This is a genomic window from Rhodococcus sp. GB-02 (genome assembly GCF_053470465.1).
On record NZ_JBPUKE010000003.1, the window covers coordinates 688,761 to 709,102 of the forward strand.

General features: G+C 62.2%; 20 protein-coding genes and 4 pseudogenes. 11 read left to right on the plus strand and 13 right to left on the minus strand.

The window, feature by feature from the left end:
- Window positions 1-67 precede the first annotated feature (67 nt).
- Window positions 68-976, minus strand: coding sequence for a universal stress protein (locus tag ACSW29_RS23585; protein ID WP_448278435.1), 909 nt, complete (start codon window positions 974-976; stop codon window positions 68-70).
- 287 nt (window positions 977-1,263) lie between these two features.
- A complete protein-coding gene (locus ACSW29_RS23590) occupies window positions 1,264-1,491 on the minus strand; it encodes a flavodoxin domain-containing protein (RefSeq protein ID WP_347875395.1) in 228 nt (75 codons plus the stop codon).
- Between the two features lie 709 nt (window positions 1,492-2,200).
- On the opposite strand from ACSW29_RS23590, the gene ACSW29_RS23595 reads away from it, so the two are divergent.
- A complete protein-coding gene (locus ACSW29_RS23595) occupies window positions 2,201-2,632 on the plus strand; it encodes a hypothetical protein (RefSeq protein ID WP_448278436.1) in 432 nt (143 codons plus the stop codon).
- Here ACSW29_RS23595 and ACSW29_RS23600 read toward each other — a convergent pair.
- The 4 genes and pseudogenes from ACSW29_RS23600 to ACSW29_RS23615 form a co-directional block, all read right to left on the minus strand.
- Window positions 2,622-2,768: a hypothetical protein gene (locus tag ACSW29_RS23600; RefSeq protein ID WP_347875410.1), complete on the minus strand. Its 147-nt coding sequence runs from the start codon at window positions 2,766-2,768 to the stop codon at window positions 2,622-2,624. The two genes, ACSW29_RS23595 and ACSW29_RS23600, sit on opposite strands and share 11 nt — an antisense overlap.
- Before the next feature lie 8 nt (window positions 2,769-2,776).
- Window positions 2,777-3,925 (minus strand): annotated as a pseudogene (locus tag ACSW29_RS23605) (IS3 family transposase).
- A 216-nt stretch (window positions 3,926-4,141) separates the two neighbouring features.
- Entirely contained in the window at window positions 4,142-4,327 is a 186-nt protein-coding gene (locus tag ACSW29_RS23610; RefSeq protein WP_448278437.1) for a hypothetical protein, read from the minus strand.
- Between the two features lie 594 nt (window positions 4,328-4,921).
- A pseudogene (locus ACSW29_RS23615) lies at window positions 4,922-5,290 on the minus strand (IS6 family transposase); the annotation flags it as partial.
- A 58-nt stretch (window positions 5,291-5,348) separates the two neighbouring features.
- On the opposite strand from ACSW29_RS23615, the gene ACSW29_RS23620 reads away from it, so the two are divergent.
- Window positions 5,349-6,047, plus strand: coding sequence for an IS6 family transposase (locus ACSW29_RS23620; protein WP_347875456.1), 699 nt, complete (start codon window positions 5,349-5,351; stop codon window positions 6,045-6,047).
- Here ACSW29_RS23620 and ACSW29_RS23625 read toward each other — a convergent pair.
- The 4 genes from ACSW29_RS23625 to ACSW29_RS23640 all read right to left on the minus strand — a co-directional run bounded on the left by ACSW29_RS23625 (window position 6,022) and on the right by ACSW29_RS23640 (window position 9,252).
- The gene (locus ACSW29_RS23625; RefSeq protein WP_448278438.1) at window positions 6,022-6,975 is read right to left on the minus strand and encodes an alpha/beta fold hydrolase; all 954 of its coding nucleotides are present in this window, start codon (window positions 6,973-6,975) and stop codon (window positions 6,022-6,024) included. The genes ACSW29_RS23620 and ACSW29_RS23625 overlap by 26 nt on opposite strands.
- A 21-nt stretch (window positions 6,976-6,996) precedes the next feature.
- On the minus strand, window positions 6,997-7,293 hold the full coding sequence (locus ACSW29_RS23630) for a hypothetical protein (protein ID WP_448278439.1): 297 nt from the start codon (window positions 7,291-7,293) through the stop codon (window positions 6,997-6,999).
- Window positions 7,294-7,457: 164 nt separating this feature from the next.
- Entirely contained in the window at window positions 7,458-7,922 is a 465-nt protein-coding gene (locus tag ACSW29_RS23635; RefSeq protein WP_448278440.1) for an N-acetyltransferase family protein, read from the minus strand.
- 103 nt (window positions 7,923-8,025) lie between these two features.
- Window positions 8,026-9,252 (minus strand): benzoate/H(+) symporter BenE family transporter, encoded by a 1,227-nt coding sequence (locus ACSW29_RS23640; protein WP_448278441.1) that lies wholly within the window; start codon window positions 9,250-9,252, stop codon window positions 8,026-8,028.
- Window positions 9,253-9,333: 81 nt separating this feature from the next.
- Here ACSW29_RS23640 and ACSW29_RS23645 point away from each other — a divergent pair, with 81 nt between their 5' ends.
- Window positions 9,334-10,713 (plus strand): aminotransferase-like domain-containing protein, encoded by a 1,380-nt coding sequence (locus ACSW29_RS23645; RefSeq protein WP_448278442.1) that lies wholly within the window; start codon window positions 9,334-9,336, stop codon window positions 10,711-10,713.
- 200 nt (window positions 10,714-10,913) lie between these two features.
- On the opposite strand, the gene ACSW29_RS23650 is transcribed toward ACSW29_RS23645, so the two are convergent.
- Together ACSW29_RS23650 and ACSW29_RS23655 are read right to left on the minus strand one after the other, a co-directional pair.
- Window positions 10,914-11,297, minus strand: coding sequence for a hypothetical protein (locus tag ACSW29_RS23650; protein ID WP_448278443.1), 384 nt, complete (start codon window positions 11,295-11,297; stop codon window positions 10,914-10,916).
- Window positions 11,282-11,500, minus strand: coding sequence for a transposase (locus ACSW29_RS23655; RefSeq protein ID WP_448278444.1), 219 nt, complete (start codon window positions 11,498-11,500; stop codon window positions 11,282-11,284). The genes ACSW29_RS23650 and ACSW29_RS23655 overlap by 16 nt, the downstream gene beginning before the upstream one ends.
- A 100-nt stretch (window positions 11,501-11,600) precedes the next feature.
- Here ACSW29_RS23655 and ACSW29_RS23660 point away from each other — a divergent pair, with 100 nt between their 5' ends.
- From ACSW29_RS23660 to ACSW29_RS23695, 8 genes and pseudogenes are all read left to right on the plus strand, one after another.
- The gene (locus ACSW29_RS23660) at window positions 11,601-12,611 is read left to right on the plus strand and encodes a response regulator transcription factor (RefSeq protein WP_448278445.1); all 1,011 of its coding nucleotides are present in this window, start codon (window positions 11,601-11,603) and stop codon (window positions 12,609-12,611) included.
- 226 nt (window positions 12,612-12,837) lie between these two features.
- Window positions 12,838-14,316: an amidase gene (locus ACSW29_RS23665; RefSeq protein WP_448278446.1), complete on the plus strand. Its 1,479-nt coding sequence runs from the start codon at window positions 12,838-12,840 to the stop codon at window positions 14,314-14,316.
- A gap of 105 nt (window positions 14,317-14,421) precedes the next feature.
- Window positions 14,422-15,633 (plus strand): hypothetical protein, encoded by a 1,212-nt coding sequence (locus tag ACSW29_RS23670; protein WP_448278447.1) that lies wholly within the window; start codon window positions 14,422-14,424, stop codon window positions 15,631-15,633.
- 258 nt (window positions 15,634-15,891) lie between these two features.
- The gene (locus ACSW29_RS23675; RefSeq protein ID WP_448278553.1) at window positions 15,892-16,032 is read left to right on the plus strand and encodes a helix-turn-helix domain-containing protein; all 141 of its coding nucleotides are present in this window, start codon (window positions 15,892-15,894) and stop codon (window positions 16,030-16,032) included.
- A gap of 527 nt (window positions 16,033-16,559) precedes the next feature.
- Window positions 16,560-16,758: pseudogene (locus tag ACSW29_RS23680) on the plus strand (IS6 family transposase); the annotation flags it as partial.
- Between the two features lie 1,277 nt (window positions 16,759-18,035).
- The gene (locus tag ACSW29_RS23685) at window positions 18,036-18,470 is read left to right on the plus strand and encodes a hypothetical protein (RefSeq protein ID WP_448278448.1); all 435 of its coding nucleotides are present in this window, start codon (window positions 18,036-18,038) and stop codon (window positions 18,468-18,470) included.
- The gene (locus ACSW29_RS23690; protein WP_448278449.1) at window positions 18,467-18,784 is read left to right on the plus strand and encodes a MarR family winged helix-turn-helix transcriptional regulator; all 318 of its coding nucleotides are present in this window, start codon (window positions 18,467-18,469) and stop codon (window positions 18,782-18,784) included. The genes ACSW29_RS23685 and ACSW29_RS23690 overlap by 4 nt, the downstream gene beginning before the upstream one ends.
- 413 nt (window positions 18,785-19,197) lie before the next feature.
- A complete protein-coding gene (locus ACSW29_RS23695; protein WP_448278450.1) occupies window positions 19,198-19,497 on the plus strand; it encodes a hypothetical protein in 300 nt (99 codons plus the stop codon).
- A 170-nt stretch (window positions 19,498-19,667) separates the two neighbouring features.
- On the opposite strand, the pseudogene ACSW29_RS23700 reads toward ACSW29_RS23695, so the two are convergent.
- Window positions 19,668-20,261: pseudogene (locus tag ACSW29_RS23700) on the minus strand (leucine zipper domain-containing protein); the annotation flags it as partial.
- Window positions 20,262-20,342 lie beyond the last annotated feature (81 nt).

Sequence of the window (20,342 nt, forward strand, 5' to 3'; positions counted from 1 at the left end):
CACACTGTGTTTCGTCGCGGCATGTGCGCAACGAAGGTTTCGCTCACAGCGGGTTCTCAGCTCAGGGTCAGGGCGTGTTGGACGAATGGACGATCAGAATTGGGCAGTGCGCTGAGTTCATCAGTCGCCGGCTGGTCGAACCCAACAGCATCGATGTGAAGCCACCGCGCCCGCGACTTCCCACGACGACGAGTTGCGCTGATGTGGACTCGGCGATCAGAGCATGTACGGGCCTATCGCGCACGACGACATGGCGCACTGCTACATCAATGAACTTTTCGCTCCAACCCGCCAAGCTTTCGGACAATACGGCGTGTTCGCCTGATTCGATTGCATCCCAGTCCAAAGCGACTCCGTCTGGATCGGATCGGAAGACGGTGGCGAGGTCGAGGTCGGTCCATGTGTGGACGGCCACGAGACCTACGCCATGCAGCGAGGCGCTTTCAAATGCTTCTGCAATTGCTGGTTCACTGTTCGCGGATCCGTCGACACCAACGACAACAGGGCCGTCACTTGCCGATTTTCCAGGATTAGATATTCCACGAATAATCGCGACCGGCACACGAGCGTGCAACGCGACGGCGGAACTGACCGACCCGAGCAGCCCGCTGGTCAACTGCCCCTGCCCACGAGAACCGACCGCGAGAATCGAGCAGTCCCTGCTTTCTTCGAGCAGGACGTCGACGGCGTGCCCGTATCCCAAATGTTCGGTAACCGAGACGAGACTGCCACCAAGCTCCTTGATGGCTGCGGATCGGGCATTGGAGAGTCGTTGCAGCCCTGCGTATTTCTGGTCGGGGAAGTTTTCGGCCGTCAGCCGAAAGGCATTACCGAAGGTGTCGGGCGCAGCAGGCGACGCGGCGACGAGATGCAGCGGGCGGGACCGCAGGGCGGCTTCGCGTGCTGACCATCTGACGGCATCGAGGGCGCAGGCCGAGCCATCGACCCCGACCACAATAGGGGCTCGTAATTTCATGATTGCGTTCCTGATTTCTGAGCGCTGCTCGGCTGATGCGCGAATCGAATCAGCTCGGCCCAGTTGTCGACGGATTCCCAGTCCCGGAAATCTCCCTCGGGCGCTCTAACAGCACGAACCATCATGCGTTCCCCGAACCCCAGCGTGTTGCGATCGAGTTTGCCGGCGAACATCCGGTGCGCGAGGGCACCTGCCGACTGCATCTGAGCGCTGACATCGGGGGGATCGTTGACGGTTCGTCCGTTGTTTCCAACCGGTCCGGAGGAAAACAGCCATACCTGGCGAAGTCACAGCGCATCTCGGAAACGCGCGATGAACTCTTTTGCCGAAGACAACCAGTGCCCGGTGTAAATCGCACTGCCGATGACGACGGTGTCGTAATCGGTGATCTCGTGCACGTCGTCGGGTTCGAGCAGGTCCACTTCCACACCACCTTCACGTAGGGCGGCGGCGAGTGCTTCTGCAATCTCGTCGGTCGATCCATGGCGACTTGCAGCTGTGACAAGAGTCTTCATGGGAGTTCTCCTGAAGAATTGACCACGCGTGGGTGGCTTCGCCTCGCACTGTGCCAGATGGGAGGGTTCTTGGACAGGGTCACGTGGTTCACGTTCGTGGGCCCACCGGCCGTGGAAGCCAATCGAGGAGGACACCCAACCGGGTGTTCAAGTCGCTAGCCAGCTGTTGCGCAGATTCCGAGTGTCTCACCGTCGGGTGTGTCAGTAACGGTCTGGGTCTCAACGCATCTGCATCAACCCCAGAAGATCGGATCTGGGACTGCCTCGCCAATTGATACACCAGAACTTGACAATAATGCCCTTCGCTGGGCGTGCAGTCGTCTTCTGAAGAATGCAGTCGTCTTCTGAAGAATGCAGTCGTCTTCTGAAACTGACATCGTTCTGCGTTGAGAGCGATGCTATCGAACCGACCGAAAACGGTCTACCCGCCAGTTTCGACCGATCTAGTTTCGGGATGACTTTCGGTCGACGGTTTCGCGTGGTCGGTCAATCGCGCTGTGACTTTCAGCTGAATGTGGCGTGATTTTCGATGCCGAGTTTGGCGCGGTGTGGATGTTTGCCGTCTTTGTCCTGCGATGCAATTACGACGGTGTGGCATTCTGGCGGGATGGCTGGAGGCGGAGGGGCGGATGCACTGCGGTCCGTCGATACCGGAAAGGGCGCGCGGTTTTCAAGCAGGACTGAGTGGCGACGGCATGACACCGCATGGGTGACAAGTGCGGCTTTGCTGCCGATCCTTCTCCTCGTAATCTCGGTACCGGCTGCTCTAATCGAGGACAATCGCGGGACACTGATCGGCGATGTGCTCAACTCTTGGAATCTGGTCGGTGTTTTCGGACTGGTGGTGGTCGTGCCGGTGATGACAGTTTCCTTGTTCGGTGCGGGTGCGTTGGCTGAGCAGTTCCGTTTCGGTCGCTGGCTTGCGTCGATCGGAAGCGTGGGCATGGTCCTCGTGGCTGCTGCCGCTGTATACGGCGCAGTTGCGGAAGTAATCACGCCTGCTGCGTGGCGTGATCCATACAGTTGGTCAGTGCCGCTCTCGCCTTTCGCGACGGCGCTCTTCATTATCCCGTATCTCGTGATCGCTGCGATCAACATTTACGTCATCGCCCGACTATGGAAAGGGACTGTCAGAGTTTGACGGTGGTGTCGAGTCGGCGGTGGATCATCGATAGCGTGGTGAGAAGCTCGAGTAGTTCGGTGTCCGGGACCGTGCGGTGAATCGCACCGGCGAGTCCGGAGACTTTGATGTACCCCGAGTTTCGTGGAGTCGTCATATTTGACTTCAGGCTACGGGTTGACGTGTGAAGTGTACGTTCTCGAACTCGATCGGGGTCAGCATCCCGAGTGCACTGTGCCGGCGTTGGCGATTGTGGAAGATCTCGAGGTACTCGAACATGGCGTTGGCCAATTCGATCCTCGTTTTCCATCGTTTCCGATTCAAAAGTTCAGTTTGCATTCTGCCCCAGAAAGATTCGATCACTGCGTTGTCATAGCAATCGCCGATCGATCCCATCGACGGGACCAGCCCTGAGTCGTGCGCCCGGCGGGTGAATGCCCAGGACGTGAACTGCACTCCGTGGTCCGAGTGAATGAGTGTGCCGGGTGTTGGGCCTCGATTGGAAATGGCCATTCCTAGAGCGTTTGTCACCAATGTCGCTGTCTGCGAGCTGTCGATAGACCACCCGACGACTCGCCTCGAAAACGTATCCAGGACAACAGCGCAGTAAATTTTACCTTCACGGGTGGGATGTTCCGTGATATCCGTGACCCACAACTTATTCGGCTCGTCGCGGGTGAACTTAGGTCCACGAGATCGCTCGCGGTCGGAGTCTGATGCTTGGAACGCGCACGTTTGTTTCCCGGAAGTCCTTTCACACCAGCAGCTCTCATCAACATTTCGATGCAGCCGTGTCCCACGGCAATGTCGTGACCAAGGGTGAGTTCAGCGTGGATGCGCCGCGCACCGTAGGTGCCATGCGAGGTGGTGTGAACCTCGGTGATCAGCTGGGTCAACCAGGCATGTCGCAGTGAGCGTTCGGAGGGTGGCCGGTTTCGCCACTCGTAGAAACCGGACTCCGACACCTCCAGAATCCGACACGAAGTCTGTACCGGTAGTCCTTCTTTGGCCATCACTTCGATCGCTTCGAACCGCCTTTTGGGAGCACCACCGACTTCAGCAGTTCCGTGGAGCGTTTGGCGATGGCAAGCTCGGTCTCCAACTCGGCGAACGACGACGGGCGGCGGCGAGTTCGGCGCTCTCGATCGAGCTCAGCCCCGGCTTCTGTCCGGTATCGATGAGCTCCTGGTTACGCCAGTTGTAGATGGTTTGTTCGGTGACAGCGAGATCCGAGGTGACGTCGGCGACCGTGCGTCCTGGCTTCAACAGATCGAGGACTTTTCGGTGGAACTCGGGCGGATAGCGTCGGGGCATCGTGGACCTCTCTCGGGTGCATCAATGCCTGAAGTAAAACAAACGAACTCCGGAAAACTCGGGGTACATCAGGTGCATCGCCGGACGATCTGGTGAAGCACTTTGAGGACCTTCAGCTAGTGCCCGAATCACATCTGAACCAGTAACCGATCGAAAAATGCTCAGTGGCCGCGGAGGAACGGCCACTACCTGACTCGATTGACAGATCGTCGGTGGTCAGCTCTCACCGGGTGCCGCATCAACGACAAACGATCGGACACTCCCACCCTCGCCCCACGGGTGGCGGAACTCGTCGATCGATCCGAGAAGAGGGGTATCTGCGTCCACGAGAGTGGTGGAGATGGAACTGGTGTCGAGTGCGATACCCAAGCTTTCACGCACAACTACCTCCAAGGATTTCACGAGAGTTTGAAACACAGAAAAGACGGCGGGTGAGCATGTCAGGTTTCGGAATGCGCGTGTCGGTGGTCAGAACGTTAACCCGTTCACAGACATCGCACGGGGGGATAACACGACCTCCACCGGTGCCCTACCGTCGACCGTGACGCGGTACATGCCGGGAAGGAGCCCGACGAACGCGAAGCGCCCAGCGACCGGCGTCACTGACCGAACAATCGCGTGAGCACACTGATCAGCTCCCTCGATCGTCACGAACTCTGCCGGACCGGAGGTAACCAGACCGGCGATGCGGCCGTCCGCCACCACCGAACCATCCGGAGTTGCTGCACGGTCGGAGACGGGGACTCCGTGCGGATCACAGACGCCCGCCGTGGTCGAGACCCGCACGGTGACCTCCCCCGAACGGACACGAACCGCTCCCTCGTCAGCGGCCACGATTACCGCGATCGGCAGCCCGTCCGCCGTCGACCGTGGACCAGCTGTCATGGTCACGGTCCGAGTGAAATGCTCACCCTGCCCCACACTTCCTACGCGGCAGGTCAATCCCATAGCGTCGACACCTGAGCCGGGGCCGCAGTAATCCGGCACGGACATCAACGCGGTGAGCTTGTGTCTCCCGGGCCGGAAGTGCGGCGAAATCGCGCTGAACACCGCCAGAAACCGTTGAGCCGCACCGGATGAGCGGAAGCCCTTCATCGCGTGTTCTCGCTGTCTGGTGGGTTGGTGCGAGTTCTCGGCCCGGTTGTTGAGGTACTTCGAGCGCCGATGTTCCACCGATGGCATCAACTCCCGATGCGCCACAACGTAACTGGCGAGCTTATCGGTCACCAGCACCCTCGGTACCCGCCCCTGCTTGCGCATCAGCTTGCCGAGGAAGCGTTTCGCAGCCTTCGCGTTGCGTCGTGACTGAACCAGGACGTCGAGCACGTTGCCGTCCTGATCGACCGCCCGCCACAGGTACTTCCGGACGCACTGTCACGTTGTTGAACGCGGCAAACTGGGAGAATGTGGCGTGACCAGCCCGATGCCGTCGTACAAAGGCCACCGCTACCCGGTCGAGATCATCAACCACTGTGTGTGGTTGTACTTCCGGTTCCCGCTCAGCTTCCGTGAGGTTGAGGAGATGATGCTCGAACGCGGTGTCGTGGTGAGTTACGAGACGATCCGCCGGTGGTGTGCGAAGTTCGGGCAGGCATACGCAAACGAGCTGCGCCGGCGTCGGTCCCGGCCCGGTGACAAATGGCACCTCGACGAGGTTTTCATCAAAATCAACGGCAAACTGCATTACTTATGGCGGGCGGTCGACCAGGATGGCAATGTGCTTGAGGTGCTGGTCCAGTCCCGCCGAAATGCGTTGGCGGCCAAACGGTTCTTCCGCAAGCCGCTAAGAAGGCTGGAGTATGTGCCGCGGGTGCTGGTGACCGACAAGCTCGCCAGCTACCGGGTGGCGCACCGCGAGACGCTGGCCTCGGTCGAGCATCGCCAATCCAAGTACTTGAACAATCGAGCCGAGAACTCGCATCAACCCACCAGGCAGCGAGAACGGGCTATGAAACGGTTCACATCACCTGGGCACGCCCAACGATTCTTGTCCACCTTCTCGGGCATCTCACCGCATTTCCGGCCCAAACGGCACAGACTCTCGGCGCCCGAATGGCGTACCGAGATGGCTGGCCGCTTCGCGGTCTGGGAGCAGGTCACCGCGGCCGACGCCGCTGCCTGAAAGCGAACTGCCCGGCAGTGTCCCGTAGCAGCATCCCCAAACTAGCTGCGACGCTGAACTTTTCGACTAACGTGACAGTGCCATCGGTTCCGCTTGGTCCGAATTCCCAGTGGTCCTCCAGAGCGTCGACGAGTTCGGGCGCCCGCTCGTCCGGGAAGAACAGCCGCGCACCTGGCACCTCGACCACCCTCATCGCTCCGGGGATAAGATTGACAAGCCAATCCGCCCAGGTGCGCCGGAAGAAGATGTCGCCCGTGCCCCACACGATGATGGTCGGCACCTCGCACGCACCCAGGAGAGGTCGGATCGGGGCGAGTAACTCGGGCGTCATCGACGACAGCAGCGCTGTCATAAAACGAGAGCCCTCGCGACTACCCAGAGTCGGTGCCAGGTAGTCGATGATGACATCGTCGGGCACGGCGGACACATTTTGATAGCCAGCGCGGTAGATCAGTTTCGCGAGCCGCGGGCGCTTGGCAAGCGGGGCGCCCACGCGCAACAAGCGGGCCTTGGCCGCCCAGACTGCGGGCCGGAACGCAGGCGGTGGGAAGTTGCCCTCGGTGTCGCAGTTGGTGAGAGCGAACGACGCGAACCGTTGCGGGTCGCGGGTCAGCACGACCTGAGCGACCGCACCGCCGGTGTCGTTGCCCACCAGGTGAATGTCGCGCAAGTCCAGCTCGCGGATGATCGTGTCGACGGCGTCGGCCAGCCCCCACAGCGACGGCTCCCCCACAGGGGGTGTGTGCCCGTGGCCGGGGAGGTCGATGCTGATGCAGCGGCGGTGCTCGGACAGCAATTGCACGCAGTTGCGCCAAAGCCTGCCGTTGGTGAAGACCCCATGCACGAACAGCGTGACCGGGCCCTTCCCTACGTCGGTGAAGCTGATGCCCCCGGCTGTGCGGCGATGGGCGGCGAACTCTTCAGTCACGTACTTCTCCTGGTCTGTCGGTCAGTCGGTAACGCCTAGGCCGCCGCGGTTTCCCTGCACGGGTTCGGGGTAGAGCTTGGCGGCGAGTTCTCGCGCTGCTTCGCGGTCGGGGATCAGATCGAGGTGTTGCCAGAACAGGTGCTCGATGAGGTAGTCGGTGTCGATCAGGAGCGTAGTGGAGATGACTTCGCACTCTGAGCGGTATCCGAACTGCGCACCGGCCGCGACCAGCACCGCGTCGCCGGGTTTGGCGAAGCTGGGTTTGGCGCGGCCGATGTCGAGGATTAGTGAGCCGTCGCGGACGAGCAGGAATCTCACGCAGTCGTAGGAGCCTCACGGTTCGCTACGGATGCTTGTGACTGCCCGCACTGCACTCGCTGCCATCGTTTAACCGTGTATTCAGCCGTAGGAGAACCGGCCGTTGATGGAACCGTGGTCTGCGATGGTTCGGATGGCTGGCACGCACGCTGACCGCAGGGGCATCATCTCGATGTCGGCTCCGCGTCGTAGGTCACCCAGGCGGTTCGCGTGGCCAGCGTGTTGTAGAGGACCTGGGCTTGGTTGTTGTCTTCCGCTGTCATCCATTGCACTCCTGCGCGCCCCTCGGCGGCGGCCATGTCGGTGAGTCGTCCGATGAGTGCCCGCCCGACACCGCGGCCACGAGCTGCGGGAACGGTGAAGAGGTCATCGAGGAAGATGTGACTCGTGCCGGTGTAGGGCGACGAGAAGCGGCGGTGGTGCGCGAAGCCGAGAATCTCCCCGTCGGCTTCGGCGACGAGCGCCTTGCACTCGTGAGTCGGGTCCATAAACCAGCCCCACGCGCGGGAGACGACCTCTTCGGATTCTTCGAGCTTGTAGAACTCGCGGTAGGCGCGGAAGAGACCTCGCCACAGGTTCTCGTCGGCGGGAGCGAGGAAGCGGACGGTCGGTGCAATCTTGGTAGTCATTGATGTGTCCTTGAATGTCGAGGTGGGCAGTCGGTGTTGCCGCGTCCTGCGGGGTAGCCCCTGGGGTTGCGCGGACCTATCGAATGGAACGGTGAATACTCGCCTATGTAGTCACAGCGGCCTCCCTTCCGGCGCTGGGCTGGCGGGAGTGTTCCCGGCGTGGAGCGAGCATGAGGTAGACCGCGGTGCCCGCCAGCAGACCCCAGAACGCCGCGCCGACACTGAGGACGACGACTCCCGACATGGTGACTGCGAGGGTGGTGATCGCAGCGAGGCCGGTGCGGGTGTCGCCGCTCATCGCGCCGGTGAGCGCCGTGAGCGCAGAACCTAGCAACGCGACAGCAGCCACGACAGCAACGGTTTCGGAGGGGATCGCCCGGAACCCGGCCACCAGCACGCCGCCGAAGGAGCCAACCAGCAGATAGGTGAGACCACCGGAGAGGCCAGCGACATAGCGCTTGGTGCGGTCGGGGTGAGACTCCGGCCCGAGCGCGATTGCCGCAGTGATCGCGCCGAGATTGATGCCGTGCGCACCGAACGGTGCCAAGGCTGCCGACACGGTGGAGATCGTGCCTACCAGCACGCGGTCATTCGGTTGGTAGCCCTGCGAATACAGCAGCGCGAGGCCGGGCGCGTTCTGCGACGCCATAGTCACGATGAACAGCGGCAGCGCGATACTCACGAGCGCGGCAGGCGTAAATACAGGCATCGTAAATACCGGGCCGCCCAAGGTGAGTGAGAGCGCGACTTCGTGGAATGATCCTGTGGCCCAGGTGATTGCAAGGCCTGCGACGAGCGTAGCCAGCACTGCGAAACGGTCGAAGAAGCGCTTGCCGACGAAGAACGTGACCACGATGCTCCCCGCGATCAGTGGAGCAGTTGCGAACGCTCCCGCGGCGGTCACGACAAAGGGAAGCAGGATGCCAGCAAGCAGCGCCTGCAACACGGGGCCGGGCACCTTGGAGAGCAACCAGCCGAACCAGCCCGTGTATCCCACGACTGCCGCAGCGACCGACGCCACGAGAAAAGCCCCCACCGCCTCAGCGAACGAGAAGCCGCCCAAGGAGGCGATGAGCAGCGCGGCTCCCGGCGTCGACCACGCCACGATGACCGGGATGCGAGTGAAGAGGCTGAGTGCGATGCTGCACACGCCGTTGCCGATCGACAGCGCCCATACCCAGGAAGCGGTCTGCGCTTCGTTCAGGCCCGCCGCTCGGGTCGCTTCGAGCACGATCAAGAAGGGCCCGGCAAAGTTGATGAGCGCCGAGAGAAACCCAGCGACCACGGCCGAGACGGACACATCCCGCAGAACAACAGCCACCCGGCTCATGCCCGCACTGCCTCGGCGACGAGAACCGAGCAAGACCGTAACGGACTTGCAAGATTAAGAGTAACGTTATCTACTGGCTTCATGTCCAATGATAACAGAGCGTCGGAGATCGCGGCACGGCTGCATCAGCGAGTCACAGCGGCACCCGCCGGAGAGAAGCTGCCCGGCGTGCGGGAACTGTCCAAAGAGTTCCAAGCGAGCGCCGCCACCGTCTCCGCCGCCCTCTCGGAACTCAGCGCGCTGGGATTGGTGCGAGCCGAACCCGGCAGAGGCACATTCGTCGCCGAGCGCGGACGGCTTGCCGAACCGGACTTCGCCTGGCAGTCACAGGCCCTCGGCCCCGCCCGCGTGGACGCCGACCGCGCATCACGCCTCGGCGGATACGGCACCCCCGACCACATCCCGCTCTCCTGGGGCTACCTCGCACCCGAACTCCTGCCGAACGAGGAGTTGCGCCGCATCAGCACCCGCGCCGCCAAGAACAACCGCGCCTGGATGATGACCCCGCCCGCAGGGTCGCCGGATCTGAGGCGCGTGCTCGCCGCAGAGTACCGGGCCGATCCGGGCGATGTGCTCATCGTCTCCGGCGGGCAGCAGGGTCTCGTGTTCACGATGCGCACCCTCGCAGAACCGGGCTCCACCGTGATCACTGAGAGCCCGAGCTACCCTGGCGCGATCCTTGCCGCGCAAAGCGCGGGCCTCACCATCGCGTCCGTGCCTGCAGACAAGGACGGGATCATGGTCGAGCGCCTCGCCGACGAACTCGAACGCACCCGCGCACGCGTGATCTATCTCCAGCCCAGCTATGCGAACCCGACCGGCGCGGTGCTCAGCCCGGAACGCCGCGCACAGGTGCTCGAACTCGCAGCACAACACGGCGCGTTCATCATCGAGGACGACTGGGCCAGGCATCTCGGCATCGACGGACGCACCCCAGCACCCCTCATCACGGAAGACCCCAACGGTCACGTCGTCACGGTCACCACGCTTTCGAAGCCCGCCTCGCCTGGACTCAGACTCGGGGCAGTGATTGCGCGCGGCCCAGCCGGTGACCGGCTCCGTGCCTCCCGCACCGCCGACGACCTCTGCGTCGCACCGATGGTGCAGGAGATTGCCCTGAGTCTGTTGACCTCGAACGTCTGGCCACGGCACCTGAAACGCCTGCACACCGAACTCGCCGAACGCCGAGACACCCTCGCCGCCGCGATCCACCAGACCCTGCCCGACATTCGCATCCAGAGCGTTCCGAGCGGGGGCATCCACCTCTGGGCGCGGCTGCCTCACGGGGCCGACACCCGACAGATCAGCGCTGACGCCTACGCCGCAGGAGTGCTCGTCGGAGACGGGCGACACTTCTTCGTCAACGAACCCCCGGCCCCATTCCTCCGCTTCTCCTACGGTGCAGCCACCCCCGCCCAGATCTCCCAAGGCATCCGGCAACTTGCCCGCATCCTCGCCTAACGATGATGGCCGAATTCGAGTCAGACCTGATCAGAAGTCGAACCAGGGACGCTGTGGCGGCGGCCGCAGCGGCCGGCAAGATGAAAGGCCGTCAGCACAAGCTCACGCCGGAAGAGCGTGCGTACCGTTGCAGCGCACGAGACCGGACAGTTCAAGATCGAAACACTCTGCCGGAAAACAGGTTTGAAGCGTTCGACACTCTACGCGAATATCGAATTGGCGCGCACCGGACGGGAGGCGTGGACGCTCCCGGCACACTGAACCTGACCGGAAGTCAGCCATACCCGCGGCGATCCGTAGGTGCCAGCGAACTCGTGTGAGGCGCGGATCTCTTCGATCAACGTCAGCAGACGTTCGTCGCCGCACCGACGCAGTGACGGCGAGGTTCGACGTGCACGCCAGTCATAATAGGTCGACGAGGCGATATTTAGAAACCGCAATACGATACCGGCCGAGAAGTCATGTGCACCAACGAAACTCATGACCTCCTCCGTGTCGGGTCGATCTCCGCCGCGAAATACGCGCTCGCCGCCCGCAACACCTCGTTGACCCGCCGCAGCTCCGCGTTCTACCTGGCCGGGCACCGGTTCTCCTCGAGCATCGCCGTGCTAGGCCGGTCGTCTCGCTCCCCGTGATCGGCCTGGGCCTGACGGATCCAGTTCCGCAATGCTTCGGGGTGGACGTTCAGCTGCTCGGCCAGGCGCCGGATCACCGGCTTCTGCTCCGACTCCCGGTACAACCGCACCGCGCGCTCCCGCAGCTCCGGCGGATACTTTCTCGTTCCCACAATGATGTCCTTTCTCGGTCTCCACGATCAAACCTGGTTCGGAAGTCTCCGGGAAAACGGGGAAACTCAGGACAGGCAATTTCCACCCTACGATGGGTCTATGTCCAGGCCATCGAGGGTGAATTCCGCGCGTCGAATTTCGGCAATCGTCGCCGATGCTTCGTCTCTGGACGAACGCGCCGAAGCGGTGATCGACGAGTTGGCGAACATTGTTGCGTACGACGCTGCGCAGATCGCTACATGGGACCCGCAGACCGCGACGCATCTCACTGTTGCCAGCCGCGGCTACACCCAGGACATGAGAGTGGCCCTGAACGGTCCTCGGTATCGCACCGACCGGGTCTGGAACGTGTTGGAACAAACCCCGGAGCCGGTCTTCTGGAAAGACTGCCCGTTCGATCGTCGCGAATCGGAGTTCTACGTCGAGGCGGTCGAAGCGCACGGCTTCAGGGAAGGCGCCACGATGCTGCTCCGCGACATCAACGGCGGGTATCTGGGCATGCTCCTGGTCAACCTCGAGTCGGCAGCGGCACCCGAGGCCGCGGCGCAGGAATTGTTGGGCATTGTCGGAGCCGGGATGACTCCGCTTGTCGACCCTCTCGCCCCTGCACGGCAGTTCGTCGCGATGCATTCGTCGCAGCAGTCGACCGCGGCGCTCGATCGAACACGTGGATGGCTGCCGTTGACCCCGGAAGGACTACCTCCCGAAGCACTGCTCGACAGGCTGTCCGAAGTCCTCTCGCGTACCGACCGCCCTACCCGTTTTCTCTGGCACGATGCAACTGACGATCGCAGGGGCCGGCGAACACGTCCGGACCCGCTGATCGTGGAGTTGTTCCCCTTTACACATTCCACCTGCCGCGCCGTGGTGAGCTGGCGCCGGGAGCCACTTCCACACGGCCTCACTAGACGCGAACTCGATGTTCTCGCCATCTTGGTGACGGGTGCTTCGAATGCCGCTATCGCGCAGGCACTGTCGACGAGCACCCGCACGGTCACTACTCACGTCGAACACATCCTCGCCAAGCTGTCCGTCTCGACGCGCACGGCTGCGGCGCTCGTTGCCGAGCGTGAGGGACTGCTGAGCGCCGACGAAAGATACGTAATCTGACCGACGCGCCACAGCAGTGATGCAGATTACATTTCCACTCATCGGGCCACTCACGGCAGTGGACGGAACCATTCGTCAGCTGCACTGACTCGGGCCCGAGGTGGAGGAATGCGTGGCACCCTGCCGGTGAAGAACCGGCCCACTCCCCTCCGACCGCCTCGTCGTAGCTTCCGCTACGCGATTCAGTCCACGCGAACCATGACGTTCGCGGCACGAGGAGACAACGATGACGACATCTTCCGAACTCGACACGCTTTCCGCGGCGGAGACCGCTCGAGCCGTCAGGGCGAAGGAACTCTCGCCCGTGGAAACCACCGAGGCGGCCATCGAGCAGATCGAACGACGTAACCGAACCCTGAATGCCGTGACGCACAAGGGGTACGACGATGCTCGGACGCGCGCTCGACAGTTGGAGGCCCGCGTTGTCCAGGGCGAGGATATCGGTGTGCTCGCCGGCGTACCGAGCCTGATGAAGGACCTGTTCGGATTCAAGCCCGGCTGGCCCGCAACCCTCGGTGGTCTCTCGGCACTGAGGGGCAACCTCGCCGATACCTGGAGCACGTTCCCCGCGCGCGTCGAAGCTGCCGGCAGCATCGTCGTCGGTCAGACCAACAGCCCCGCGTTCGGGTTTCGAGGCACAACCGACAATGCAACTGTCGGTCCGACGAAGAATCCGTTCGACCTCGATCGGAACCCAGGCGGATCGTCCGGCGGAAGCGCGGCCGCAGTCGCGGACGGCATGGTTGCGCTTGCCGGCGCGACCGATGGCGGAGGATCGATCCGAATTCCCTCGGCGTGGAGTGGAGTCGTCGGGTTCCAGCCTTCCGCAGGTCGGGTGCCATTCGTCGCCCGACCGAACGCCTTTGGGACATCCTGCTTCCTCTACGAGGGTCCGATCACGCGAACCGTGGAAGACTCCGCACTGGCGATGACGGCACTGCACGGCTACGACCCTCGCGATCCGACTTCTCTCCACGGCACAGTCGATTTCCTGGGCGCGCTCACACGCGGAGTGCGCGGCAAGCGCATCGGATACACCTCCGACTACGGGATCTTTCCCGTCCAGAAGCAGGTGCGGGACATCGTCGACGAGGCAGTGCAAACATTCGAGACCCTTGGTGCGATCGTGGAACCGGTCGACTTCAACTTCCCCGTCTCTCAGCAGGAACTGAGTGACATGTGGTCACGTGTCACCGCGTTCGGCGTACACGAAACCTTGGCCTCCCTTGCGGATAACGGTGTCGACCTCCGGGCCGAGAGCCCGCATGAACTGCCTCGATCGATGATGCGGTGGGTCGATCTGGTTCCCACGCTCACCGCGGACGACCTTATCCGGGATCAGCGGATGCGGACAGGTGTCTACGACCGCTTCGCGAACGCGTTCGAACAGTACGACTACATCGTCGCCCCGACGCTGGCGTGTATGCCCGTCCTGAACGGTACCGATGGAGAAACCCAGGGTCCGACGGAAATCAACGGTAAGAGCATCGATCCGCTAATCGGTTGGTGCATGACCTATTTCACCAACTTCACGGGCAACCCCAGCGCATCCGTGCCCGCTGGACTCTCGAACGGACTGCCTGTCGGAATGCTCGTCATGGGCCGACGGCACGACGATGCAGGCGTCATGTCGGCAATCGCCGCGTTCGAGCAGGCCCGGCCCTGGTCTCAGCACTACAGCATTCCCGATACACGGTCACTGTGACCGGTGCGTCGGGAGGGAGGACACCCCTCCCGACGCCCCAGATCCTTGTCGCAAGTTCCGCTCTTCGCCCTCCTCTTCCCACCTGCCGCCCATTGGAAGGTCAGTATGCCGTCCGCCGCAACTTCTCGAGAGTTCTCCCCTGGCCGAACTCGTAAATCTGCCACTCTTGGAACAGTTCTCGGCGCATCAGCTATCTGTGCGCTGACGGCCGCCGTCGTCGCTCTCCTCGAATCCGCTACCTCGTCGCACACGAACACGGCGCACAACTACCAGCAGTGGACAGCCCACGTTTCGACGTCGTGGACGGCGTGGTGGACGTGGGTACTGGGGGACTTCACCGAGCCGGCCTCCTACAAGAGTCCAATCGCTTCCGTCGGATTGCTCGTCGGCGCATTCGTTGCGTACTTCTTGTGGCGGACTTCATCTCGGCTCGCCGGCACCCCCGTCTCGTACGGTTTGGGCGCCCGATTCCCGTGGATGATCGGATCGGTGACTCTGTCCCTACCCATGTCGAACCTGGTCTTCCGCGAGCTGCTAGCCGACGGCCGATGGCAGCCGACCTTCGTCGTCGTCGCCTCGGTCCCGGCGGCCATCGTGTTGCTCTACGGGCGCGGCTGGGCGATCCTCGGCACGGCCGCCGTTCTCGGCGTAGTGACGGTACCGCCCCTCGCGATGGTATTGATCACCAAACTGTGTATCCCAGTGGGGATCCCGAATGTGGTCGGTATCGTCCTGGCCATGGGTATCGGCGGGGTGATCGCCTGCGCAGTGTGTCACGTCCTACCCTGGATGAGGATCACTGCAGATCCGACGCCACCGCCCGTTCCGGCGACCACGGCACGGCAGAACGAAGTGACCTGGACGATCCGCCGTATCCTCAGCGACTTCTCGGAAGCACAGTTCATCGGCAACGAATGGGCCGGCGGATTGATGATCGTCGGAGCGTGCGTCGGATTCCTCATCGATCCGAGCTTCGCCGGATACGGTCTCGAACTGCTACCCCGGATACTTTTCTCCCAGGTGCTCGCCTCCGCCATCGGGGTGATCTTGTGGCGGCAGTGGTATCGCGACGGCGGATGGACCGCGACGTACGTCCCCGTCGTCTCGTGCGCCCCGACCGCCGTGATTGCCTTCGGCGGCAGTTGGCCTGCGGTCATCCTTGGTGCGGCCATCGGTGCAGTCCTCGGTGCACCGGTCGCTCGACTACTCGCGAAACCATTGCCACCGACATTCCACCCGTACATCGCGAACGTGCTCTCCATGGCAGTGACCACCCTCGTCATGTACTGGTCACTCAGCTCTCTGCTCTCGCAGTAGGACGAGCAAGGACTGAGCAAGGACTGAGCAAGGACTGAGCAAGGACTCATGCTGAACCTTGTGCCTGCGCGCAGTGCACGGCCTCAGTTGCTCGAGGCAGCTGTACCCATACGACTCGGCACTATAGCGGGATGCGTTGTGGAACGTGATATTTGGCAGGCACAAACCGGCAGCAACTGGCGAAACGGCCATTACACGCATGATCCGTCGGGCGCACGGTGCTATTAACCGCCGATCGTCGAGGTCCGGGAATCGGCGATCTCGGCCCGCTTCTTCTCCGAGGACCCACGAGTCCAGATCGCGGACCTGCGCAAAACCGGGGCCGGCATCCGGCAGATCGCCACAGCGATGGGCAAGTCGACCTCTACCGTGAGCCGAGAACTGCGCCGCGTCGGGTGAGTATCGCCCGTTTCACACGCACTGACTTACTCGGAACCGGCGATCCCGCGAACGCCCGAGCCAGATCGACTCCAATACTGCTCTGCGGCAGAAACATTCAAAACCTTCTAGAACAACGGTGGAGTCCTGCGCAGATCAGCTGGCACCTGGCCACCGAGCACCCCGACCAGCCGGCAATGCGGGTAACGCACGAAGCGATCCACCGCGACCTCTACGACTCACGGGCAGGTTCACTCGACCGCGGTAGTACCGGATGCTTCGCACGAAACGGGATCGACGTAAACCCTCACGGCCTGTGCAGCGGCGCCGATCGCGATTCGCCGGGAACGTGTCGATGATCAGCGACCGTCCTTTCGCGCCGACCGACCGATCGAAAGCTGTTGTGTGGGAGCGTTATTTAATCATGGAACGGCACAACCGTTCCGCGATCGGCACCCTGATCGAGCGGGCCAGCAGGTATACTCTTGTATTGTCGTCGATGCCGACAGGCGCTCGGAATTGTTGCGAGACTTGCTCATTGCTGCATTCGCCCGACCCTACAACGCGAACGTGCGATGAAACGGTTCACCTCACCTGGGCACGCGCAACGGTTCCTATCCACGTTCAGCAGCATCGCCGCATTTCAGGCCGCGCCGACACCTGCTGACCGCCGCCGAATGGCGTACCGAGATGGCCGACCGATTCGCGGTCTGGCTGGAGATCACCGCGACCGATGCCGCCGCCTGAATCTGAACGGCCCGGCGGTTTCCCGTAGCAAAATGCACCACAATAGCTGTGCTGCTATATTTCTCGACTACTTTGACAGCGCCGTCGGCAGGCCGCCCGGTATCAGAATCTAGAGGTGTTGAACCGTGGAAACGACACGTCCCTCCATTTTTCGGGAGATAGGAGCAGTGGCTCGATCGGAGCGGCAGCCAGCCTGTCGGGGTGTTGGCTACGTTCAACACACGCTGGAATTCGGCCAGCACCGAGTGCATGCCGAACATCGCGCGGCCCTCCGCGGTGGCGGTGTCGATCCCCTGCTCGGTTGTGCAATGGGGAGGGTCGCCTGCCCCTCCCCACTACCGGAGGCTCGTAATCGGTTGACCGCGCGCGGAACCCACTAGTGCGCTGCCTTGAATTCGTACTGTTCGGCGGCGGTGTCGATGGTCAATCCGGAGCCGAAGTGCGGGCCTGCGCCGCCGCTGTATGTGCCATAAACCCGCTTGAGTAGGGACGGGCTCCGACGATCACAGCGGCGATCCTTTCGCTGGTCTACATCGCCGCATTGTGCGCCCTGAACGGACTCACGGATTTCAATGTCCGAGAAATTGTCGGGACGTTCGAATTGTGGCTCGCACTAACCATTTTGACATTCGGCACACTCAGCGTTTTCCTTGTCGACTACCTCCGTCCCACGCCGAAACCGGATGATCGCTAGAGTCGCAACGCGATCGAAACCTGCCGCACAACAACCGACGATCCTCTCGTGTGCCGTAGTGGTGTCTGCATGGTCGGAACATCGGCAACGCGTCAGCACCGTGTCCAGTCGTTCTGCGTGGCACAATGGAGCCTCGGCCACGCAGGTACGAACCGGCGGCATCGAATCGACCATCGTCCCTCGGCGGCTTCGTAAATCTCTGACGTGCACAAGAAACGGGGTTCCCGGAGACCGCGTTACTCGCCCCATCGCGACAGCAACACCCCTCCTTCGTCCGTTCGTTTCGCCGGGGTGGCAGCGAGAGACTGCTGATCGCGAACTGCCGATTCTTCTTTGCAACAGCGTCGATTCCGCCGAGTCGTTCGATGACAGTTCGCCGTTGTGAACCTTCGGTGACGCCGGCGCGCGGTGCGGCGCGTGAGCGCGGATCGCCGTCATCGACAGATGACTGTAGGTGAGTCGCGTTGCTGCGCGTGGTTGATGAGCCGTCGCGCGTGGGGGGGCGTCACCACCCACTCGCCTGGTTGCCCGAGGGAAACCAACTGCTAGTTTCTTGAGGGGAAACAAAATGATGGAGGAGAATGTGGATAGCAACGAAGCAGCCAACCGCCTCGCTGAGGTGCGTCGGATGAACCGTTTGTCGGCGAGGAAGGGAGCGCGGGGGACGTCTCTCGTTCTGTCCGTCGCCGCACTGGCGATCGGAGCGGTGCTCGATTTGGACATGATGTATCTCTCGGGACTCGTTGTGCTGGCCGTGGTGGGATTGTTGTCGATCGGGTCGATCCGGCCGCGCTTGACGTGGTCCGATCGAGGCGGAGCGTGGTTGGTCGGCGGCGGGGCCGTTCTGGCGCTCGCGGCATACATAGCCGTGCAGTTTCCCGTGCGCGCGGCGGGATGGATCGCCCCCAACACGATCGGAGCTCTCGCCGCCGTGGTCGTGATTCTCATCTTCTGTCGAGCTGGCCTGCAGCGCCTCGCGAGCGCCTCCACGGCCGCGGAGTCCAGGAACACACAATGAGCGACGTGCCGGGAGGAGATACAGAAGCTCTGCGCCTAGACCCGTTGCTGCATGAGCCGGCGCGGTTGGCTGTACTGGCTGCCCTTGCTCCTGCTGACTTCATCGAGTTTTCAGCGCTCCTCGGCCTCGTTGGGGTAAGCAAATCGGCGCTGTCGAAGCATGTTTCCGCTCTGGCTGATGCTGGCGTTGTCGTGGTAACGAACAGCCCGGCCGATAAGCGGGCACGCCGTATCGCACTCACCGACGCTGGACGGGACTCCTTTGACGCTTACCTGCGACGGCTCGAAGAAATCGTCCGATCAGCACGACGGTGAAGCAACGGTCTCCTCTCCCACTTTCTGCATTCCAGGTCTCCGTCGTAGGGTCGTGGAGTTCGATTGTTGACCGCGTAGTGATAGTCATTCGCACGAAGGATTCGAGGACTGCGGTTCATCCTCGGATGACAAGCACGTCGGACTTGATCACAATCGGCACCGTTAGAAGACGCTGTGTCATGACTCCATCATGGTTGAGTACGGGTGGATCATATTGCCGTGGCTCGCCGGTTGTCGTTGCCGGCGCCTGGCGATCGGGAGCGGTTCGATCGGTTCATTGTTCGCGGCCCCGCTGAGCGTGATTGTCATTCTGGTCAGGGGTCGATTTCTGATGACGGATATGGTCGAAACTGAGCGGTATTGCATCAGGTATACATTCGCCCGATACCGACTTGCTGTATGAGGAGCGTCGGATGCCCGAACCGTTCGAGACCGAGGTGGACGCCTTCTACAACACGATCGTCCTCCGATCACCGGATGACTACAAGCCTCCCGGGCCGGAGTGGTTTCCCACCGAACCCCAGTTGGTGAACGGCGGTCCAGGCCGGTTCGTCATCCATACCGGCGGACGCGGGCTGGTGCGTGTGACAGTCGCAGCGACCGAGACACCCGCGCCATCTTTGAGCGACTCGTTGCTCGAAGAATGGGAAGACATTGCGGAAGGCTCGTTTCCCATTGAAAGCGAGACGCTCTGCTTCGACGGATTCTCTTGAGATATCTCGCAGCCCATCCCCACCCCCGGTCCCGGCCCGCGTCGGGTGCGAGTATTTGCGCGGGGACGGACCGAGCACTGGGACGCCTACCGGACACCGGAGGACCAACCGCAGATACAGTTCCACCTCCAGCTCTGGCCGCAATAACTTGGCGACCCTCACCTGATCCAGCGGCTGTTAGCGTCGATCGCGGAATGCAGGTAGGTGTAGCCGATGCGGGCCTGCTTGTTTTTCGTTTTCCGGTGCTGGGATCGTTTGGCCTGCTCGCACCCGCGGCCGTGAACGCGCCACCCGCCGCCGTCGGGGATCTTCCCCACTTTCTTGATGTCGACGGGGACCATCTGTCCTGGCCGTTTCGCGATGCTGACCTGTGGTTTTCGGTTGGTTTCGCCGTTCGGGTCGATGAACCGGCGACGATTCAGCCCGAGATTCCGCAGGAACTTCGTGACAGTCGTGCGAGCAATGACCGTCCCATCCATTCGTAGTTCGAACGTAATTCGTGAGGCCGACCGCTTTCGGGCCCGTCGCATGAGTTCGATCTCGGCCACGACGCCCGCCGCGGTGGCGGTCGGTTGGTGTTTCGGTGTGCTGGATCGGTCGTGTAGTCCCAGATCGCCGTATTTGCGGTGACGGTTGACCCACTTCAAGGCGCATTGCCGAGAGATCCCCATTTCAGCAGCGACATGCGCTACCGGACTCGTTCGGCATCGTTCGACGAGTCGCTGTCTTCCCTCCACTGTCAGCGGAGCATTACGGTGTGTCACAGGGCTGGTCCTTCTTGGTTGAGAACGGTTGTGTCGCAACTCCCATTCTCACTCCGAGGACCAGCCCGTCTACTTCAGTCC